13 protein-coding genes and 1 pseudogene are annotated in these 20,323 nt (G+C 37.1%); 12 read left to right on the top strand and 2 right to left on the bottom strand.

Annotated elements, in window-relative coordinates; all coding sequences use genetic code 11:
* Positions 1–82: 82 nt before the first annotated feature.
* From G466_RS0119045 to G466_RS0119005, 9 genes are all read left to right on the top strand, one after another.
* The gene (locus G466_RS0119045) at positions 83–1,441 is read left to right on the top strand and encodes a DEAD/DEAH box helicase (RefSeq protein ID WP_026815037.1); all 1,359 of its coding nucleotides are present in this window, start codon (positions 83–85) and stop codon (positions 1,439–1,441) included.
* Between the two features lie 49 nt (positions 1,442–1,490).
* Positions 1,491–1,715 carry a VF530 family protein gene (locus G466_RS0119040; protein WP_026815036.1) on the top strand — a complete coding sequence of 75 codons (225 nt, stop codon included), beginning with the start codon at positions 1,491–1,493 and terminating at the stop codon, positions 1,713–1,715.
* 257 nt (positions 1,716–1,972) lie between these two features.
* Positions 1,973–2,965, top strand: a complete 993-nt coding sequence (lpxD, locus tag G466_RS0119035) for a UDP-3-O-(3-hydroxymyristoyl)glucosamine N-acyltransferase (RefSeq protein ID WP_026815035.1) — start codon at positions 1,973–1,975, stop codon at positions 2,963–2,965.
* Between the two features lie 119 nt (positions 2,966–3,084).
* On the top strand, positions 3,085–4,644 hold the full coding sequence (locus tag G466_RS0119030; RefSeq protein WP_026815034.1) for a DEAD/DEAH box helicase: 1,560 nt from the start codon (positions 3,085–3,087) through the stop codon (positions 4,642–4,644).
* Positions 4,645–5,032: 388 nt separating this feature from the next.
* Positions 5,033–6,481, top strand: a complete 1,449-nt coding sequence (locus tag G466_RS0119025) for a membrane dipeptidase (RefSeq protein WP_034236235.1) — start codon at positions 5,033–5,035, stop codon at positions 6,479–6,481.
* Between the two features lie 455 nt (positions 6,482–6,936).
* Entirely contained in the window at positions 6,937–7,500 is a 564-nt protein-coding gene (locus G466_RS0119020; protein WP_026815032.1) for a LemA family protein, read from the top strand.
* Complete coding sequence (locus G466_RS0119015; protein WP_026815031.1) at positions 7,497–9,191, top strand: DUF2207 domain-containing protein; 1,695 nt, start codon at positions 7,497–7,499, stop codon at positions 9,189–9,191. The genes G466_RS0119020 and G466_RS0119015 overlap by 4 nt, the downstream gene beginning before the upstream one ends.
* A gap of 87 nt (positions 9,192–9,278) precedes the next feature.
* Positions 9,279–10,205 (top strand): EamA family transporter, encoded by a 927-nt coding sequence (locus G466_RS0119010; RefSeq protein ID WP_026815030.1) that lies wholly within the window; start codon positions 9,279–9,281, stop codon positions 10,203–10,205.
* Between the two features lie 365 nt (positions 10,206–10,570).
* A complete protein-coding gene (locus G466_RS0119005) occupies positions 10,571–10,999 on the top strand; it encodes an FKBP-type peptidyl-prolyl cis-trans isomerase (RefSeq protein WP_026815029.1) in 429 nt (142 codons plus the stop codon).
* Between the two features lie 103 nt (positions 11,000–11,102).
* On the opposite strand, the gene G466_RS0119000 is transcribed toward G466_RS0119005, so the two are convergent.
* Positions 11,103–14,006 carry a TonB-dependent receptor gene (locus tag G466_RS0119000; RefSeq protein ID WP_026815028.1) on the bottom strand — a complete coding sequence of 968 codons (2,904 nt, stop codon included), beginning with the start codon at positions 14,004–14,006 and terminating at the stop codon, positions 11,103–11,105.
* A gap of 446 nt (positions 14,007–14,452) precedes the next feature.
* Here G466_RS0119000 and G466_RS0118995 point away from each other — a divergent pair, with 446 nt between their 5' ends.
* The 3 genes and pseudogenes from G466_RS0118995 (at position 14,453) to G466_RS0118985 (ending at position 17,374) form a co-directional block, all read left to right on the top strand.
* Positions 14,453–14,905 (top strand): cold-shock protein, encoded by a 453-nt coding sequence (locus G466_RS0118995; protein ID WP_026815027.1) that lies wholly within the window; start codon positions 14,453–14,455, stop codon positions 14,903–14,905.
* Positions 14,906–15,394: 489 nt separating this feature from the next.
* Positions 15,395–16,675 (top strand): annotated as a pseudogene (locus G466_RS22785) (serine hydrolase domain-containing protein).
* Positions 16,676–16,945: 270 nt separating this feature from the next.
* A complete protein-coding gene (locus G466_RS0118985) occupies positions 16,946–17,374 on the top strand; it encodes an FKBP-type peptidyl-prolyl cis-trans isomerase (protein WP_026815026.1) in 429 nt (142 codons plus the stop codon).
* Between the two features lie 153 nt (positions 17,375–17,527).
* On the opposite strand, the gene G466_RS0118980 is transcribed toward G466_RS0118985, so the two are convergent.
* Positions 17,528–19,822, bottom strand: a complete 2,295-nt coding sequence (locus tag G466_RS0118980; protein WP_026815025.1) for a type IA DNA topoisomerase — start codon at positions 19,820–19,822, stop codon at positions 17,528–17,530.
* Positions 19,823–20,323: the final 501 nt, after the last annotated feature.

Below are 20,323 nucleotides of genomic sequence, written 5' to 3'. Positions count from 1 at the left end.
GATGTCGGCTTTCTAACGGATTATTGGTTTCTAAGGAATAATGTGGGTAAATTTAGCTTTACCTTTGCGCAAAATTATACGAATGAGCACTTTTGAGGATTTAAATCTATCAAATCAATTAATATACGGAATTCAGGATCTAGGCTTTAGCTCCCCAACTCCGATTCAGGAACAATCCTTTTCGGTAATCATGTCCGGAAAAGATATGGTAGGAATTGCACAGACAGGAACAGGAAAAACCTTAGCCTATACCTTACCTATATTACAACAACTTAAATTTTCTAAACAAGTAAGTCCGCGTGTACTTATTTTAGTACCTACTAGGGAACTAGTAGTACAGGTAGTAGAAAATATAGAGGCCTTCGCTAAATATACAAGTTCTCGGGTATGCGGTATTTATGGTGGAGCTAATATAAACACCCAACGGCAAGCAGTTGCACAGGGTTGTGATATTTTAGTGGCCACTCCAGGAAGATTGTATGATCTTTGCTTAGACCATACGGTGAAGTTAAGAGATATAAAGAAACTTGTAATAGACGAGGTAGACGTAATGTTGGATCTTGGTTTCCGGTTTCAAATCACAAATATCTTAGAACTGGTACCTCCTAAAAGACAAAATATTATGTTCTCTGCAACCATGACGGAAGACGTCGCCAAATTGATAGAGGATTTCTTTATAACACCGGTAAAGGTTTCCATTGCTGTTAGTGGAACCCCTTTAGCTAATATTGAACAAACTGCCTATGAGGTAGAAAATTTTTACACTAAAGTAAACTTGTTGCTCTATTTGCTAAAGGACAAGATGCTTTACAATAAAGTATTGATTTTCGTTTCCAATAAAAGAAGTGCAGACCGGTTATTTGAAGCGATGAAAGCGGTTTTTGGTTCAGAAATTGCCGTTATCCATTCTAACAAGACCCAAAATTATAGATTACGATCTATAGACCAGTTTGATGAGGGAAAAAATAGGATCTTAATTTCCACCGACGTAATGGCGAGAGGTATCGATTTGGAGATGGTTAGCCATGTTATAAATTTTGACACCCCTACCTATCCCGAAAATTATATCCACAGAATTGGTAGAACCGGAAGGGCCAAACAAAAAGGGAAATCTATTTTGCTATTTACAAAGCGGGAAGAAGAATCGAAAGTCGCCATAGAAGAATTGATGGACTATTCTATACCTATGTTGGATTTTCCAAATGAAGTGAAGATATCTGAAGAATTGGCGCCAGAGGAACGTCCTATAAATACGGAGCCCAATAACTCACATAGAGCTTCTGACGGAGAAGAGGGAGGGGGCGCTTTTCATGAAAAATTAGAAAAGAATAAAAAAGTAAACCTTGGAGGTTCTTATAAGCGGACCATAGCTAAAAAATATAAAAAACCATTGACCAGAGGGGATAAGAATGTTGCGAAGAGGATTAAAAAAAGAAAATAGTTATTTTTAACTTGTAACATATATTGACCAAAATAAAATTAGATTGCTAATGAACGGTGGGAACGATCCTTTACATGGGAAAACATTGGCCATGATTCTCCAATCCTTGGTAGACTACTATGGATGGGAAAAATTGGGAGCTAAAATAAATATTAGAAGCTTTAATCATGACCCCTCTATTAAATCTAGCCTTACTTTTTTAAGGAAGACGCCTTGGGCAAGAGAAAAAGTGGAGCAACTCTACGTGAGATCCATTAAAAAACTCAATAAATAACCATTCACCTGTGAAACTGGATAGATACATAGATATTTGTTGACGTATCTTAAGTCCAGTTGTACTCTTAAAACAATCACTTAAAAGCTATTTACTTTATGGATACCCATAATCGAATCCAGTAGAGTTATGTGGTTTTTACAGACACCCTAAAAATTACCTTATTTTAGATTTAGACATAAAATATTGATTTTAGCACTATATTTAAAAAAATCATATTTTTAAAATCATATTACAATAACAACCAAAATTTAGTAATGAAATCATTCAGTGTAGAAGAAATCTGTCAACTTTTAGATGGAGAGCTCCAAGGGAGCTTTAACAAAAATATCATTGGTGCCGAACAAATTGATCGTGCCAAAAGTCAACAAATCACCTTTATTAGTTCAGCTAAATACGCTAAACAATGGGAAAATTCAGAGGCCAGTGCAGCTATCGTTAGTAAGAACATATCTATTCTTCCAGGTATTGATCGCGCTTTTATAAAGGTAAACAACCCAGACCTGGCCATGGCAAAACTATTAGAGGCATTTGAACCAGAAGGTCCTGTATTTGAAGAAGAAATTCACCCTATGGCATCGGTTCATCCTACTGCCACTTTAGGTAAGGGTTGTAAAATAGGTGCAGGATGCTACGTAGGAAAAAATGTAGTTTTAGGAGATGGGGTAATCCTTTACCCTAACGTTTCCATTTTTGATGATACCAGTATAGGAGATCATACCGTGGTTTGGTCTGGTACCGTAATTAGAGAACGAAGCGTAATTGGCGCACATTGTATTTTTCATATTAATGTAAGCATTGGTGCAGATGGTTTTGGTTATAGGCCCAGTGCGGATGGTAGGGGATTGGTGAAAATACCTCAGATAGGAAATGTAGTAATTGGGGATTACGTAGAAATAGGAGCTAATTCCTGTGTGGATAGGGGCAAGTTTAGCTCAACTATTGTAGGGGATGGTTGCAAAATTGACAACTTGGTGCAAATTGCACATAATTGTATCTTGGGCAAATTCTGTATTATGGCCGGACATAGTGGTCTTGCCGGATCTGTTACTTTAGGGGATGGGGTAATTATAGGCGGTAGTGCCTCCATAAAAGACCATACCACCATAAATTCTGGTGCAACTGTAGGTGCAGGATCAGGTGTAATGAGTGATGTATTACCCGGTAAAACCGTTTTAGGTTATCCAGCAACCGACTCAAGGGAAATGTTAAAACAATGGGCAACACTGAGAAAATTGGCTAGGAACTAAAAAAATGGGGCCAATTTAGATTTATTTTAAGACAATAGGCCTGCTTTTTATAGAAATAATTCGTGAATCACCCCCTAAAGTCCGTAATTTTGCAACTCTATTAAAAAGATAAGGAAATTATGTCGGAGATTTCGATTGCAGATACCATTGTGGAAAAAAAAACAGATAAAGAATTATACGATTATCAAAAAGGAGCGATAGATAAGATTTTTGATAAATTTGAAAGTGCTCCCGACGATTACCATCTTTTATATCAATTGCCAACTGGAGGAGGTAAAACCGTTATATTTTCTGAAATAGTTAGGCAATACCTAAAACACCATCAAAAAAAGGTATTAATAATGACCCATCGTTTGGAGCTGTGTAAGCAGACGTCCAATATGCTAAGCAGTTTTGGAGTTACGAATAAAGTCGTGGATAGCAAGGCTAATCTGGACGATCAAGAACAATATAGCTGTTTTGTAGCCATGGTAGAAACCTTAAACAATAGGCTACAGGATGATAAACTGGATATTTCTGATGTTGGATTGGTTATCATAGATGAAGCTCATTACAATTCCTTTACAAAACTTTTTAAGTTTTTTGAGAGTTCCTTTATTTTAGGGGTAACGGCTACCCCATTGAGTTCAAACAAGGACTTACCGATGAAGGATAACTATGACGAATTGATCGTTGGGGAAACTATTGAATCCCTTATAGAAAATGAGTTCTTGGCCAAAGCAGAATTCATTTCCTATAATATGGGACTTACTTCACTAGAAGTGGGGTCTAATGGAGATTATACCGTAAAATCTTCTGAAGATTTATATAACAACAGTCAAATGCTCAGTAAGCTTGTTGAAGCTTATGAGAAGCATTCCAAAGGGAAGAAAACCTTAATTTTCAATAACGGTATTAATACCTCCCTTCACGTATATGAAACGTTTAGAGCGGCCGGATATCCTATAGCTCACTTAGATAATACCGCCACTAAAAAACAGCGTAAAGCTATTTTGAAGTGGTTTAATACTACGCCTAATGCCATTTTGACCTCTGTAAGTATACTAACAACTGGTTTTGACGAACCCTCCATTGAGACCATTATATTGAACCGGGCTACTAAATCACTTACCCTTTATTATCAGATGATTGGGCGTGGTTCAAGAATATTGAGCAACAAATCTACTTTTACCGTAATCGATTTAGGGAATAATTACCATCGTTTTGGTCCTTGGGGTGCAGATTTAGACTGGCAAGCTATCTTTAAATCCCCTAATTTCTATGCTGATAGAATTGTTAGTGATGAAGAATTAGAAAGTACTTTCAAATGGGAAATGCCAGAGGAACTACGGGCAGAATTTGCCAATACTGAAGATGTTTATTTTGATATTAAGGAAACATATGTAGATTCTGTTAGAAATGGAGAATCTTCCAAAGTAGTTTTGGAAAGATCTATAATTCAACATGCTAGAATATGCGTAGAGAATAGTGTGGATGTTTATGATGCTCTAGCACTCGCAAAAATGCTAGGGCCGGATATAGAGGATAGGATACAGCGCTATGCTAAATGTATAAGTAAAAGTACCTACAACTTTTTAAAATGGTTAAAAGACGATTATCATAAAAAATTGCACACGTACATAAGACAGAATTTTGACACCATTTATGAAGATATTCACGGGTATCCACCGGAAGACTAGTTTACTAGACTTCAAAATTATTGAGTTGAGTTGCCTTTCATCTAAAATAAAATTAAGCCCTTACCTGATTCGGTAGGGGTTTTCTTTTATCTACATCTTTTGAGCTTGACCTTAAATATTCCCGAATCCTTTGGGAATAAAAGATTTTCACCACCCGTTTTTTTCTGTGAAGCATTTCCTGTATCTTTAAAATACTCCCCAACAACATTATCAACTTAAGACAGCTGTTGGTACTCCTATTTTATATATCAGAAGGATGGCACCACAGATTCTGTCAATCAATTACTTGACATAGGGCGGATGGTAGCGAAACAATTTTAACCCCCGCCTGATCAGCACGGGCAGGTATGGGTATAACCATTAGGTCTCATTAATAACACTGGAACGCATGGAGAATAATTATTTTGATTTTCATTGTCATCCGGCTATAAAGCCATTTGGAAAAAGCTTCAATAGGAAACCTAAGGGAGAGAATTCTGCGAATAGGAATCGGATTAGAAGTATTTGGCGGTACAATCCCCCAACCTTGGTTGATAAATTATTAAATTATTTAATCGGAGTCACCAAATTCTCCCAATCTAATTTCTCCAGTTTATCTTATGGCGGTGTCAGCGTTGTCTGTGTATCCTTATATCCTATTGAAAAATACTTTTTCCGAAACAAAATGACCAACAAATTTATTTTGGATATCGCGGCCAATTTTGCAACGGGGGTAGGGAAGAAACGAGTGGACTATATTCAGGGAATTACAGATTACTTTAAAGATCTGGAAATGGAACTGAAATATTACCAGGAATTAGACGGAACCATTATTCGTTTACCTGAAGGTGAATTTAGATACAAGTTGGTAAACTCCTTTAAGGAAATAGAGGCTATAAGACTGGTTGAGGAAGAGGTGGACAGAGCTATACAAACTATCTGTGTTGTTATTAGCATTGAGGGTATGCATGTGCTGTTTTCCAATGTAGATAAGATACCTACAGAAAATGAACTACTTCAGAATCTAATGAAAATAAAAGCATGGAAGAATCCGCCATTTTATGTTGGTTTGGCTCATCATTTCTGGAATCACTTATGCGGACATGCAGAAAGCCTAACCGGACTCATTAAAAAGAAAACGGACCAGTCCGAAGGTTTGAATACGGGAATCACCAAGCTAGGCAAAACGATTATAAAAAATTTATTGGATACCAATAATGGTAAACGCATCCTGATTGATATTAAACATATGAGCCCTGCATCAAGAAATGAATATTATCAAATGTTGGATACCATTCCCGAATATAACAACGTGCCTATAATTGTAAGTCACGGTGCAGCAAATGGCCTAATATCATCTGCCAATAGGAGTGTAGGAAGACCTAGAACGGCAAGTAAACTTAATCCCGTTGATATTAATATTTTTGATGATGAAATTATTAAGATAGCCAAAAGCAAAGGACTATTTGGATTGCAATTGGATGAGCGGAGGGTTGTAAGCAAAAGAACGCTAAAGAATATTAAAAAATCTGTCCATCGGAACAAAATTATGCATTATCGTTCAGAACTGATATGGAACCAAGTTCAACATATAGCGGAGCTTTTAGATGCCGAAGGTATTTTTGCATGGGACTGTTTGGTAATAGGGTTCGATTTTGATGGTATTATAAATCCATTAAATGGTTTTTGGAGTTCAGAAGAGCTACCTTATCTAGCCGATTTCTTGGAAAGACATGCATTTAATTATGTCCAAAACAATACCTTTAATCTGCCTGAAAATAACATTAATGCAGATGACATTATAGCCAGAATAATGGGACTTAATGGGAGCAGATTTTTAAAAGAAAATTTTATATGAACCTATCAAAATGAGTTCCTATAAGCTAAGATGCATGCTGCTTTTTCCTCTAATACATTACAGGTCACTAATATTGATGGATTCAGTTCCTAATGGGGCATGGGTACTTTCTTACTAATTTTATCTATCGCATCAACACCTCATCTGTTTTTAATTTTAAAAGTTACATTTCTTTTTTAACAAAACAAGTAATTACCACAAATTAAACGACTTATGATTTTTATTTAAAGTGGATTTTTATGTGTTTTGCTCTAATTCCACTAAAGAAAACCAGTTCTTTAGATTGCTCCAAACCCCTATATAATTTCCTTTAGACAACAGGGTCTGGTAAAAGGAATTTTGTATTTCAGGATTTGAAAACAACTTCTTTTTTAAACATTTTAACAAAAGTTTGGAAGGGTTATAATCTCTCCAAAAAAATAGGTAACTTAGCTCAATACACTAAATAACATGCCATGGTTACCTTAATTATATTTTTGGGCTTTATAGCCCTGTTAGCTTTTTTCTTGATAAATGTTTACAACAATTTTGTTAGGTTAAGGAACTTAGTAAAAGATGCATGGAGCAATATAGATGTCGCTCTAAAGAGGAGATATGATCTAATCCCCAATTTAGTGGAGACTGTAAAAGGTTATGCTACCCACGAAAAATCGACCTTAGAAGCTGTTATTAATGCGCGTAATGCCGCAATAGCGGTTCCTTCAGGTGATATTAATTCTCAAATTAAGGCGGAAAATCAATTACAACGTAGTTTAGGGGGAATTTTTGCCTTAGGGGAAGCGTACCCGGAGCTAAAGGCAAATGTAAATTTCTTGGACTTACAAGAAAAACTGAATCATATTGAAGAAAATTTAGAACGCGCTCGCAGATATTATAATGGAACTGTTCGGGAGAACAATACGTACGGAGAAAGCATGCCGGGAGTATTGGTAGCCAGTCTGTTCAAATATCAGAATTTCGACTATTTTGAGGTAGACGAGGCAAGTAGGGCTAACGTTAAAGTTGATTTTAAAAAATGAGAAAAAAGATTTCACTTCTTCTGTTATTACTGTGCTTATCTATTGGCCACGCCCAGGATTTTACAGTAAACAATTACACCGTAGATATTACTATTCATAAAGAGGGTTATTTTGATGTTGTAGAAAATTATAATCTAAATTTTGACACTCCCAAACATGGTATTTATAGGACCATACGGACTAAGTATGAGTTTATTGATTCTACCGGGAACACGGCTACTAGAAAGATTAAAATACGTAATGTAGAGGTGCCCAATTACAAGTTTGATAAGCCCTTCAATTTTGTACAAAAAATGCAAGATGAGATGGAAATCAAGATAGGGGATAAGGATATAACCCTTATAGGCCCACATCATTACGAGATCCGATATCGAGTGTACAATGCATTTATTTTTTCGGAATCTCAAGTTCAATTTTATTGGAATATAAAACCTGATGGTTGGGACGCAAATTTTAAGCAGATCAATTTTACGGTACATGTTCCCCCGGATGTTTATTTAAGTAAAGAAAATAGCTTTGTATATTCCGGCGATGAGGGAACTACAGGACGGAGTAAAGATATACAGACCTATTTTGCCAATAGCGAATTCTCTGGAGCTAGCCAATCGGGATTTGTATCCTACCCTGGTCAGAGCGTCACGGTTTTGGTTAATATGCCAGTTGGTGCAATTAATGAATATAAGCCTTTTTGGCCATTTTGGACTAACTACGGTTTTGTATTTTTAATAGGAATTTTATTAGGTGCCTTTTTCTGGGTTTGGTGGATTTTCGGTAAAGATGAAAGGGTAATTGCCACTACTACTTACTACCCACCAGATCATATAGACCCAGCCTTGGCAGGATTCCTTATAAATGATAGAGAAGACAATTCAGATTTAATCTCCCTAATTCCTTATTGGGGTGAAAAGGGATTGATAAGACTAGAAGAAATTCCTAAAAAAGGCGTATTTGGGTCTAAGGATACCAAGCTTATTAGGCTAAAGCCTTTGCCCTTAGATGCAGCGCTCTACGAGCGGGAATTATTCAATGGATTATTCAGTAATAACGAGTCAATTGAAACAGAGGAAGTCTTGGTAAGTAGCCTCAAGAACACATTTTATTCTAAAATGAATAGGGCTAAAAAACTACTGGAAGAAAATGCACAACCTTATTATGAGGGGGAATCTAAAAAGGTACAGGGTATTTTATACTTGGTTTTAATATTGTTAGCTATCGGACTTACAGCAATTGGGTTATTTATGTGGGGTCCAATAGGGACAGGTGCCATGATCGTTACCTGTGTGGTATTGATTTATGTCAATAAATTTATGATTAAGAAAAATGCGGAGGGAAATAAACTTCTTTCTGAACTAAAAGGGTTTAAACGTTTTATAAAAGTTGCAGAAGAAAATAAATTGGAAATGTTACTTAAAGACGACCCGCATTATTTTGAAAGTACCATGGGGTATGCATTGGCATTTGGAATGTTCACAAAATGGGCCAAAAAATTTGATGCCTTAAATATTGTGCCACCTACCTGGTACTCAGGTCATAGCGCTACAAGTATGAGGGGTTTTTCCAAGTCTTTTTCAAGTTCTATGGATCAGGCGAAATCCAACATGGTGAGTACCCCTTCCAGTTCGGGAGGAAGTTCTTCTGGCGGAGGATCATCAGGTGGTGGATTTGGCGGCGGCGGTGGCGGCAGTTGGTAATCATTATTTTTTGGATAGCCAGAATTTTGAAGGTCTATCTGATTACGCTTAATGGTACCTTTGTTTTTTTAAAAATCTATTCCATCAATGTCAAAATCCAAGAGCACCCCCATGATCATCATGGCGTTTTTTGCTATATATGTTATCTGGGGTTCTACCTTTCTATTTAATAAAATTGCGGTACAAGAATTACCTCCTTTTATGCTGGCTTCCATTCGTTTCTCTGTCGCTGGAATTCTAATATTTATTTTATGCAAGCTTTTACGGATCCCCCTGACCATAACAAGGAAGCAGTTAAAAAACTGTATTATAGCCGGATTCCTTTTCTTATCGGTAGGAAACGGATTTGTGGTATGGGCCTTGCAATATGTAGATAGCGGACTGGCTGCATTGGAAATTGCAGCGCAGCCTTTAGTGATCCTCATATTGATGCGGGTCTTGGAAGGTAAGAAAATTCAACCTATGTCTATTGTGGGAGTTGTTATTGGAATAATAGGTATATTTTTGCTAGTGAGCCAGAACCAAATTATAGGTGGTGAGAACACCTTGTTAGGGATGGGAATGATTTTTATGTGCATGCTTAGTTGGGCCTTTGCCAGCTTGTTTGTAGCAAAAGCAGATCTACCCTCCAATTACTTCGTGAATACCGGCTTTCAGATGTTATCGGCGGGAATAATTTTGATAACTAGTAGCCTTCTTATTGGCGAGGAATGGAGTTTACCAACCCAATGGAGCAGCTCCGTCCAATATTCCTTACTCTTTTTAATTCTGTTTGGTAGTATCTTGGCTTTCACCGCTTTTAATTATCTGCTAAAACTTGTTTCCCCAGAAAAGGTGGCTACTTCTACTTATGTGAATCCAGTTATTGCGCTGCTTTTGGGATGGTTATATTTAGACGAACAGATTACTACTCAGTCTGCCATTGCAGCAATCATTCTATTAACTGGGGTATATTTTATAAATACCAAAAAGAAATTAATGTTGTTTAGCCGTTTTACCTCTAAAAGATCCTAAGCAAATAAGTTACCTCCGTATGTTACATTTAATTTTACTGCTTATAATACATTAAAACTTATTCGTTTAACATTAATAAATTTAGCCTGATTTTCAAGGTTTTATCTATTGTTTTAAGAATAATATTCAGTTGCTATAGCTGATTTAATAACACAAAAACCCTGCTTTTTTAAAATTTTGCAAAAAATAGCAGTAGTAATATTTTAAATAATATTGTTAAAACCTAAAAATACCATAACAATAATCTTAAAATATTGATGTTTTCTAAATTCTTGGAAGTTTTACAACTAAGCTTTGCCCAAGGCGTTTTAGAACCTATAAGTTTGCAGTATAATTAATTGAATTATAATTACAATTTTTTGTTTATGAATAAAGTAAAAGAGAATGACACGGTAAACGTTCATTACACAGGTAAGTTGAGCGACGGTACAATTTTTGACAGTTCTTTGGAGCGCGATCCGATTAGAGTTACTTTGGGTCAGGGAAGTCTTATCCCTGGTTTTGAGAAAGGCTTGATAGATATGCAACCTAAAGAAAAGAAAACCGTTGTCATCCCAAAAGAAGAGGCTTATGGTGAGGTTAGAAAGGAAATGTTCCATCCTGTAAAAAAAGAAGAATTGCCAGGAGATATGAAGCCAGAGGTTGGTATGGGCTTAGTTGCTACCAGTCCAGATGGTGTGGAGAATGAACTGAGGGTTGCCGAAGTACATGAAGACCATATTATCCTTGATGCTAATCACCCATTGGCAGGACACGATCTTACTTTTGAACTAGAGGTAGTTAGTATAGGTTAATTTAAAAGTAGCTTTAAAACGTCTTATATTGTAGCTGTATTATATAAAGGAAAGAAGGCCACTAAAAATAGTGGCCTTCTTTATTGCAATAAGTTATATTAATTTAGTTAAGCGTAAAGTTCAATCTAGCAAAAAGGAACCTTCCTCCAATACCAAATTGTTGTGCTCTCCTAGACCAATCAAATCGACCATCGCTTCTATTGCCAAATTGCTCCTCAGCTCTATCTGGATAGATGTCGAACAGGTTATTAGCCCCAAGGGTAATCGTAAGGGATTCTGTGGCCTTATATCCCAAAGAAAGGTCTGTCACCAATTTGTTGCTAAAAACCTGCTGATTTGCAGCAGTAGTAGTAGCCTCCGTTACCTCCCCGAAATACACATTCCTTAGGAAAACAACAAATTGATCAGAAGTAAGGCTGTTGGATAAATTAATTTTAGTTCTTGGAACTGCTTCTTCCAAATATACCCTACTATCCTCAGGAAAATAGGTGCCTACCAATCCTGCATCGCTCAAAATTTTTGAAGCATTGATATCACCTACCTGTTTAGTTTTAGAAAAAGTACCTGCAAGATCGGATTTCAACTTCCAATTGGCTCCCAACCTAGTATCATGTGTAACCACTATATCTAACCCCTTGGATTCGGTATCTATGGCATTTGCAAAGAAAGAAGCTGCGGTAGCATTGGCCTGTCTTAATAGATTGAATAATTCCAATTGCGGTCCTGAATAAGCTGCAGGGATGCCACCGGTACCTGTACCAGCATCAGCAGTAGGTGCAAACTGGCCAGTATATACCACCCTATCCTCGATGGATACAAAATAACCATCTACCGTTAACGTAATATTGGCATCGGGGAATTTGGCCGTAAGTCCTAAACTCACACTTTGTGATGTTTCTTCCTTTAATTGCGGAATTCCTAAAAGTTTTGCAGCCCTACTATCATTAGCAAAAGTTCCCACTTCCTGCGGGTTTCCCTCGTTGTCAAAAATAGTTGACGTAGAGTTAAAGTTGATCTGGTGTAGGGAAGGGGCCCTGAACCCAGTATTCAAAGCACCACGAATATTCAAGTTTTCAGTAGTTTTATATCTACCTGCCAATTTAAAATTGATGGTTGATCCAAAATCGCTATAATTCTCATAACGAGTTGCAAAACTTGCTAGGAAAGCGTCTGAAAAATCGGCTTCCACATCAAAATAACCAGCAACACTGCTTCGCTCCCTAGACAATTCATTTTGCGGGGCAAAGCCAGGAAAAACCTGTGACCCTCCCGGTCTAGAGCTGCCAAAGAAGTCCTTTGAAGGTTGTTGGGTAGCAAGGGTAATACGTTGTCCATCTGCCGTATACTGTGCATATGACGCTTCCTCTCCCGCCACTATATCGTAGTTCTCAAGCCTATATTCTGCACCAAAAGCGATGTTTAGGCCAGACATTACATCGTCAAAAAACTGAGATATATCTAGATTGGACGTGTTTTGGGCAAAAGAAAATCCTCCTGCATCAAATAAAGTGGGCGATGCATTTTGCATGGACGCATTAAAGGTATTTCCTATAGTATATATGAATGCATTTTTACCATAGGTATTACTTAGGTCTACATTCCAATCCCCAATCATGCCTTTAATTCCCAAAGAGAAGGACATGTCTTTAATATGGGAATTTATTTCTGGTAAAAACCCGTTAAAATAGGCAGGTGTAAAAGTCCGACTCTGATTGGGCAACCTATAAAACCCGCCCGAATTACCTGTTCTTGCACTCATGCCAGCAAAGGAGTACAGTTCTGTTCCTAAATCATCCAATGGAAGGGAGAAATTAGCAAATAAACGTCCTCCTCTAAGAGAAGACTGCCCCACACGCATATTAAAATCACTTCTTTGCAATCCTCTAGCTGTAAGCTCTGCATTAGTAGCATCTGCACTAAGAATGGTTCTCAACTCCTCTTTTGTTGTGGCGCCATTACGATTTATTCCTGCCTGGTCAGCATATTGTATCACATCGGCAACATCATTATCCAACAGCTTAAAAACATCATATCCATCGTCATTGGCCATGCGTTCCACTGTATTATACAGATTAAAAATTTCTCCTTCCCATTCGTTCATCCGACTATACTCTTTTCTAACATCGAAATCTCCAGATAGGTTTATAAATCCGCCATTATCTCCTAAGGGAATGCCATAACTTGCCGCTACGTTAGTAGTTTCCCCATCTACACCACCAGTTTGGTCATTCGCTTCTTTTGTAAAATGAGCCCCAGTAGTTACTGTAGCCGTTAATTCATTAACACTTTTATTAAGTATTATGTTGATTACCCCAGCTATTGCATCGGAACCATATTGAGCTGCAGCACCATCTCGCAATACTTCTATACGCTGAATTGCCGCAGCAGGAATTGCGTTTAGATCTGTTCCTACACTTCCACGACCAAAGGTACCATTAACATTGATTAGGGAGGAGGTATGCCTTCTTTTGCCATTGATTAGCACTAAAACCTGATCAGGACCCAAACCCCTAAGGGAAGCGGGATCTATATGATCTGTACCATCCGCAATGGTCTGGGTATTTGAAGTAAAAGAAGGAGCCACGTAATTTAAGATCTGATTTAAATTGACCTGTGGAGCAACATTATTTAATTCCTTCATATCTATAACATCTACAGGTACTGTACTTTCGGTAGCTGTTCTATTGGGGTTTCTAGACCCTACAATTATTACTTCTGACAATGCTAGTCCAGAGTTCAACGTAATATTCATTACGTTCTGGTCTACTCTAACCTGAAGGGCTTCGAAACCTATATAGGATACCTTAAGCATATCCCCAATATTTGCTTCTATTGTATAATTACCATCAAAGTCTGAGGTGGTACCAGTGGTAGTTCCAACAATAACAATAGAGGCACCAGGTAAGGGTGCTCCTTCCTCATCAGCAACTGTTCCGGTAATCTGGGCATTGGTAAGGCCAATTACTCCAATTAAAAATACAATTAAGATTAAATAGCGCTTTTTCATACTTGGGTTATTTATTGGTTATTATGGATAGAAGTTAAGGATTTTTAGATTACAATCTAACAGAACTGATTAAAAACTATAATCACTTTTGAACATAAACATGTTTAATCTGAATTAGTTACGAATTTTAACTAACATTTTTCTAATAAAATAGTTATAGGCCATTTGGGTTCGTGTTTGTTAAGCACTAGAATAATTTACCCCGATGGAGAGGAAATAAATGATAATTTTTTTATTAATTATTGGAGAAATTAAAAATACGTTTATAGGGCTTCCTAAATTGGATTACATACCTTATCTTTGTTGAAGTACCATGGGTAGTAGAAGTTCTATTAAATCTACTATCTTTAAGATAGCCTTTAGAAAGACTATTGTTGAAGAAATACAATTTTTGGTGTTAGAACGACTTCCCTCATGGAATATTTTAATAATAACTAAATTAAAGAATGGCAAAATCGCAACAGACGTATAATAAAAGCGAAAAAGAAAAAAAGCGTTTAAAGAAGAGAGAAGAAAAGCAAAAGAAGAAATTGGCCCGAAAAGCTGAGGCCAAGGACAATCCAGGAATTCAATTTGCCTATGTTGACCACGATGGTAATTTAACAGATACTCCACCAGATCCAACCCAGAAGGTGGAAATAGATGCTTCTACGATAGAAATAGGTATCCCTAAGAAAGACGATAGTGATGTTGAGGAATTTGATCCGGTAAGAAAAGGAAAAGTTTCCTTTTTTGATCATTCAAAAGGGTTTGGATTCATCATCGATTCTGAAAATAATGAAAAGTACTTTACTCACGTTAGCGGCTTAATTGACGAAATAACGGAAAATGACAAGGTCTCATTTGAACTTGAAAGAGGGATGAAAGGGATGAATGCCGTACGAGTAAAGAAAATTTAATCTTCAAGGTTTTTACTTCATAAAAGAATATTCGGAATAACGAAAAAATTATATTTTCATATAAGAAAAGGTTATTCCGAAAAATTTTCATGAGGAAAATCGAAATACCCTAAAATAAATTCTTCGCAGGTTAGGTCATAACATAAGGCTTAGCGTTTTCCTAGAAATCTACCAAGCTCTATTGTATATCTATAGCGCCTTTATTTTTTCCTTTACTAGATTCATTCAATTTTAAATCTATCTTCTTACCGAAATATAGAGTGACTTTTCCATGGTTTTACTTTAAAATCAATTCTAGTAAACTTAGTTTTCCCACTACTATCCTTACAATATTAATTGATTGGTTGGCTTCCAAAAATTTATAAGCAATGGGAGTCGATAAAAGGATTCAAGTTTTTTAGTTACCGATAGTGTATTCTCCCAAAATATCTTTTATCTTTTGTCTCATTTATTATAGAAGAAATATTCACTTTAAAAAAATGAAACATTATGAGTAAGGCTTTTAAATCATATGTAGTACTGCTGTTGCTATTATCGGTAGCCTTTGGGCAAGCGCAAAACCTAGAATCTACTCTCCCAGAAAAGGTAGGTATGTCTACCCAAAGATTAGAACGACTTTCTAAGGTGATGGAGCAATACGTGAAAGATGGCAAGATAGCTGGTAATGTAACATTGATCGCTAGGAGAGGCAAGATTGTATATCATGAAGCTTTTGGAGAAAGTGACATCGAATTGAATAAGGAGATGAAAACAGATGCCATTTTTAGGATTGCATCCCAGACAAAGGCTATAGTTAGCGTGGCCGTTATGATACTTCAGGAAGAAGGTAAACTTTTAATTGCCGATCCATTAGATTAATATTTACCTGAATGGAAAGAGACTACAGTAGCCAAGAAAAAAGAAGATGGAGGTTATGATGTAATACCAGCCCAGAGGAATATTACTATTAGGGATTTACTTACTCATACTGCCGGAATTGGCTATGGGCATGGTTTAGCAGAAGAGGAGTGGAAAGCTGCGGGAATTCAAAATTGGTACTTTGCAGATAAGGATGAGCCCATCTCAGAAACAATTGCTAGGATGGCTACATTGCCCATGGATGCACAACCAGGAGAACGATTTGTGTATGGGTACAATACTGATATCCTTGGGGTAATCGTTGAAAGGGTTTCTGGACAATCTTTAGATCAATTTATCAAAGAGCGTATTTTAGACCCTTTGGAAATGAAGGATACTTATTTCTATTTACCTAAGAATAAGTCAGACCGATTAGCTACCTCCTACATGGCCCATAGTGGAAAAGCCCTGGAAAGAGCCCCAAACCCCGGTTTGGGAGTAGGACAGGGGCATTATATAAAAGGACCACGGAAAAGTTTTTCTGGTGGGGCCGGACTACTGTCCACTTCCTTGGATTATGCTAAATTTTTGCAAATGATGTTAAATGGAGGTGCCTATAACGGAAAGCAAATCTTATCTCGAAAAACTGTAGAATTAATGACTTCCGATCACGTAGTGTCTAGGGATATTCCCTACTCAGGGCGAAATGGATCGGGGTTTGGTCTTGGTTTTTCTATAACTAAAGACGTTGGACAGCGCGGAGAACCTGGTTCCGTGGGGACGTATGAATGGGGAGGTGCCTACGGTTCAACTTATTGGGTAGATCCTGTAGAGGAATTAGTGGTGGTGTATTTTAAACAACTTATACCTACCAATGGGGTAGACGACCATGCTAAATTGCGAAATCTCGTATATCAAGCAATTGTCGAGTAATCTCGTCCGCTTGCCTGTCCGTAACATTTAGCCTGACACAGAAATGTTATCCGGTAGCTTTCCTCTGATACGACAAGAGCTCACCCTAAAAAATTACCTTAGAATTGCATCTTATATTTAATTGAGAACGAATTGGAGTGGTGTTAAGATACGATTTGTTAAGATTATGTAAATTACCGCTGATTTTGCGAGTAATATTCTTTTAAAAAAACAATATCTCATAGTTTTGCCAAATAAATCAACTGTTTAAAATTAAGAGATTTAAGTTTTATGACTAGAGTAAAACCAGATGACACGGTTAAAGTGCACTATACCGGAAAATTAAAAAATGGTCAAGTTTTCGACAGCTCTTTGGAAAGAGGTCCATTAGAAATAACATTGGGCAAGGGAATGTTAATTCCAGGGTTTGAGAAAGGATTATTAAATATGCAAGTAAAAGAAAAGAAAACGATCAGTGTTCCAAAAGAGGAGGCTTATGGTGATATAATAACTGAATTATTCCACGAAGTTGAAATCAATCAACTTCCTCCAGACCTTACTCCGGAAATTGGGATGGCATTAATGGCGAAGAACCAAGACGGCACCGAAAGACATTTAAGAATCACAGATGTGAAGGATCATAGCGTGGTGCTAGACGCCAATCACATTCTAGCGGGTCAGGATCTGACGTTCGATTTAGAATTGGTTGAAATCCTATAAACTAAGTTTAGTCTAATCAAAGAAAGAGGCTGCCTTTTTAGACAGCCTCTTTCTTTTTTATGTATTATAATTTTATGATGATGGAAAACCACCAATGTGCAAGTTGGTAGTTATAATACATTATAGGATACTATTAATTGCGGGGACAACAGGTTACTTTGCTCCTTTTAGAATTTCGAGGACCAATGCTTTTGTTAATGGTTTACCATTGGCTTTGACTTTAATTTCATCAAAAGAGCATCTAAAATCACATCCATTTCGGAAATCGCTGCAACCATAGGCCGATTTTCCCTTAACGATATCTCCCTTTTTACATTTTGGGCATATTGGAGTTTGGTTTACCGGGGCTGCCACAACCTTGGGTTCCAACACTAATTTAAATTGTTCGTCAAATCTAACCAATCCTTCAACCTCTTCCCCATCATTGGGTTTAAAGCCCTTTAGGTTTACGGTACATCCTTTTGTCAATAACCTCAGAAACTGGTTCTCAGAGATGGTTTTCCCATGAAAATCAAAAGGCAATAAAAAATCACAACCATTTTTATAACCACTGCAGCCGTAAGCCGAACTTCCCTTTAGGAGTTTTCCCTCCTTGCATTTGGGACAACTGACATCCTCAATTCCTTTTTTCTTTTTGGTGGTCTTTTTATTTTCGGATTTTTGGACGGTTGTAGAATGGGAGATGTTAGCGCGTTTTGTTTCGCTTCTAACCTCGTACACTAATTGGTCTACCATTCGCTTCATATTATTTATGAAGGTTCCTGCACTAAATTCGCCTTTTTCTATATCCTTAAGTTGCTTCTCCCACATACCAGTCAGTTCGGCCGATTTTAGCAGTTCGTTCTGTATAGTATCAATTAATTGGATACCGGTGGGCGTGGGTAACACTTGTTTTTTGTTTCGTTTTATGTATTTACGCCTAAATAGAGTTTCTATAATATTTGCCCGCGTAGAAGGTCTACCAATACCGTTCTCTTTCATTAGCTCCCGCATTTCATCATCGTCTACCTGTTTACCGGCCGTTTCCATTGCCCGTAATAGAGTAGCTTCTGTAAATTGCTTGGGGGGTTTGGTCTGTTTCTCCATAAATGAGGGCTCATGAGGCCCTTTTTCACCCTTTACAAAGCTCGGTAATACGCCTGATTCTTTTTTTCCTTTAGAATCTGGCGTCTCAAAAACAATCCGCCATCCTTTTTTTAGGATTTCTCTCCCTGTCGTTTTAAAATTGATTGTAGTCACCTTTCCAATAACCGTTGTATTAGAAACCTCGCAATCCTCATAGAAAACCGCAATAAATCGCCTTACAATACTATCATAAACCTGTTTTTGAGCAGGATTCATGTTGATTTCCACCCCTGTAGGTATAATGGCATGGTGATCTGTAACTTTCTTATCATTAAAAACCTTGGAAGATTTTTTTATTTTTTTGTTCAGTAGAGGAGCACATAACTCAGCATATTGGGTTAAGTTTCCCAGTATTTCCCCAACTTTGGGATACACATCGTTCGGAAGGAATGTGGTGTCTACCCTTGGGTAGGTAACCGCCTTTTGTTCATATAATTTTTGAACTATTTTTAGGGTCTCATCGGCTGAAAACCCAAATTTGGTATTGCAGTACACCTGTAATCCTGTTAGATCGAACAATTTGGGAGCATATTCCTTTCCCTTTTTTTTGTTGATGGAAACTATCTCAAATTCATGTTCTTTTACCATTGCGGCTACCGCCTCTCCCTCTTCCATTTTTAGAAAACGACCTTCTTCATAGCTGAACACCGTTTCTCTATATAAGGTTTGAAGTTCCCAGTAGGGCTGAGGCTTAAAATCCTCTATCTCCTTAAATCGGTTTACTACCATGGCTAGGGTAGGGGTTTGCACTCTTCCTACGGAAAGCATTTGCTTGTACCCTCCATGTTTTACGGTATATAATCGTGTAGCATTCATTCCCAACAACCAATCGCCAATGGCACGTGAAAATCCTGCATAGTAAAGATGGTCGTAATCCTCTGATGGCCTTAATTTTGTGAAACCTTCTTTTATGGCTTCGGTAGTTAGGGAAGATATCCATAGCCGTTTTACCTCACCCGTATAATTGGCCTGGTTCATAACCCAGCGTTGAATTAGTTCTCCCTCTTGTCCCGCATCCCCGCAATTGATTACCAGTTCGGCTTTATCAAATAATCCCTTAACAATATTAAACTGTTTTTGTATCCCTTCGTTGTCTACTACCTTTGTTTTAAACTTCTCTGGTAGCATTGGTAAATTGTTAAGATCCCAACTTTTCCAATGTGGCTTGTAATCATTGGGTTCAAATAAAGTACATAAATGCCCAAATGTATAGGTAACCGCATAGCCATTCCCTTCAAAATACCCATCATGTTTGGTGTTTGCACCTAAAACTTGGGCAATTTCTCTAGCAACACTTGGTTTTTCTGCAATACAGACCTTCACTTTTAATTGCGTTTTTTAAAGTCGTGCAAAGTACTCAATTTTACCCAAACCGCTAGTATTTCACGTTGCAACTAATAAACCAGAGGCAGAGTGATCATAATTATTATCACCTATTTTTAGGTTTTTATTTTTCTATAAGGCAGTGGTATCTACAGGTGTTTTACTGCAAATGAAAAAAGAAATTAGACGTGCTTGCTGAAAATTTAACAGAATAAATAACTTCGGGAATTTCAATTAATCGTAATATTGCAATAGAGTTGTAGTGGGCTTTATGAAAGTTGCCATATTAGTAAGGCTCCTTGGGCCTAAGAACAATATAGTATTATTGAACTAGTAATTTAGGCATAAAATCAGAGTAGCTACATTATATAGAGGGTATTATTGCAGAATTCCATATGGAGTACGATATAAATATATGGAAGGATCATAAATGGATGTCCAAAAAACTTAACAGCAAACCTTGTTTAAACTGTAAATAGGCAGCTGTGGTTTAAATAGTAT

This window comes from Arenibacter certesii DSM 19833, from assembly GCF_000429545.1.
GTDB lineage: Bacteria > Bacteroidota > Bacteroidia > Flavobacteriales > Flavobacteriaceae > Arenibacter > Arenibacter certesii.
This window is presented reverse-complemented; position numbering and strand designations above follow the sequence as displayed.

Bases quoted from the DNA above. Each gene is read 5' to 3' on its own strand.
- G466_RS0119005 (WP_026815029.1), top strand. From the start codon at position 10,571: ATGAATAAAGTAAAAGAGAATGACACGGTAAACGTTCATTACACAGGT.
- G466_RS0119010 (WP_026815030.1), top strand. From the start codon at position 9,279: ATGTCAAAATCCAAGAGCACCCCCATGATCATCATGGCGTTTTTTGCT.
- G466_RS0119020 (WP_026815032.1), top strand. From the start codon at position 6,937: ATGGTTACCTTAATTATATTTTTGGGCTTTATAGCCCTGTTAGCTTTT.
- G466_RS0118995 (WP_026815027.1), top strand. From the start codon at position 14,453: ATGGCAAAATCGCAACAGACGTATAATAAAAGCGAAAAAGAAAAAAAG.
- G466_RS0119015 (WP_026815031.1), top strand. From the start codon at position 7,497: ATGAGAAAAAAGATTTCACTTCTTCTGTTATTACTGTGCTTATCTATT.
- G466_RS0119040 (WP_026815036.1), top strand. From the start codon at position 1,491: ATGAACGGTGGGAACGATCCTTTACATGGGAAAACATTGGCCATGATT.
- G466_RS0119030 (WP_026815034.1), top strand. From the start codon at position 3,085: ATGTCGGAGATTTCGATTGCAGATACCATTGTGGAAAAAAAAACAGAT.
- G466_RS0119045 (WP_026815037.1), top strand. From the start codon at position 83: ATGAGCACTTTTGAGGATTTAAATCTATCAAATCAATTAATATACGGA.
- lpxD (WP_026815035.1), top strand. From the start codon at position 1,973: ATGAAATCATTCAGTGTAGAAGAAATCTGTCAACTTTTAGATGGAGAG.
- G466_RS0119000 (WP_026815028.1), bottom strand. From the start codon at position 14,006: ATGAAAAAGCGCTATTTAATCTTAATTGTATTTTTAATTGGAGTAATT.
- G466_RS0119025 (WP_034236235.1), top strand. From the start codon at position 5,033: ATGGAGAATAATTATTTTGATTTTCATTGTCATCCGGCTATAAAGCCA.
- G466_RS0118985 (WP_026815026.1), top strand. From the start codon at position 16,946: ATGACTAGAGTAAAACCAGATGACACGGTTAAAGTGCACTATACCGGA.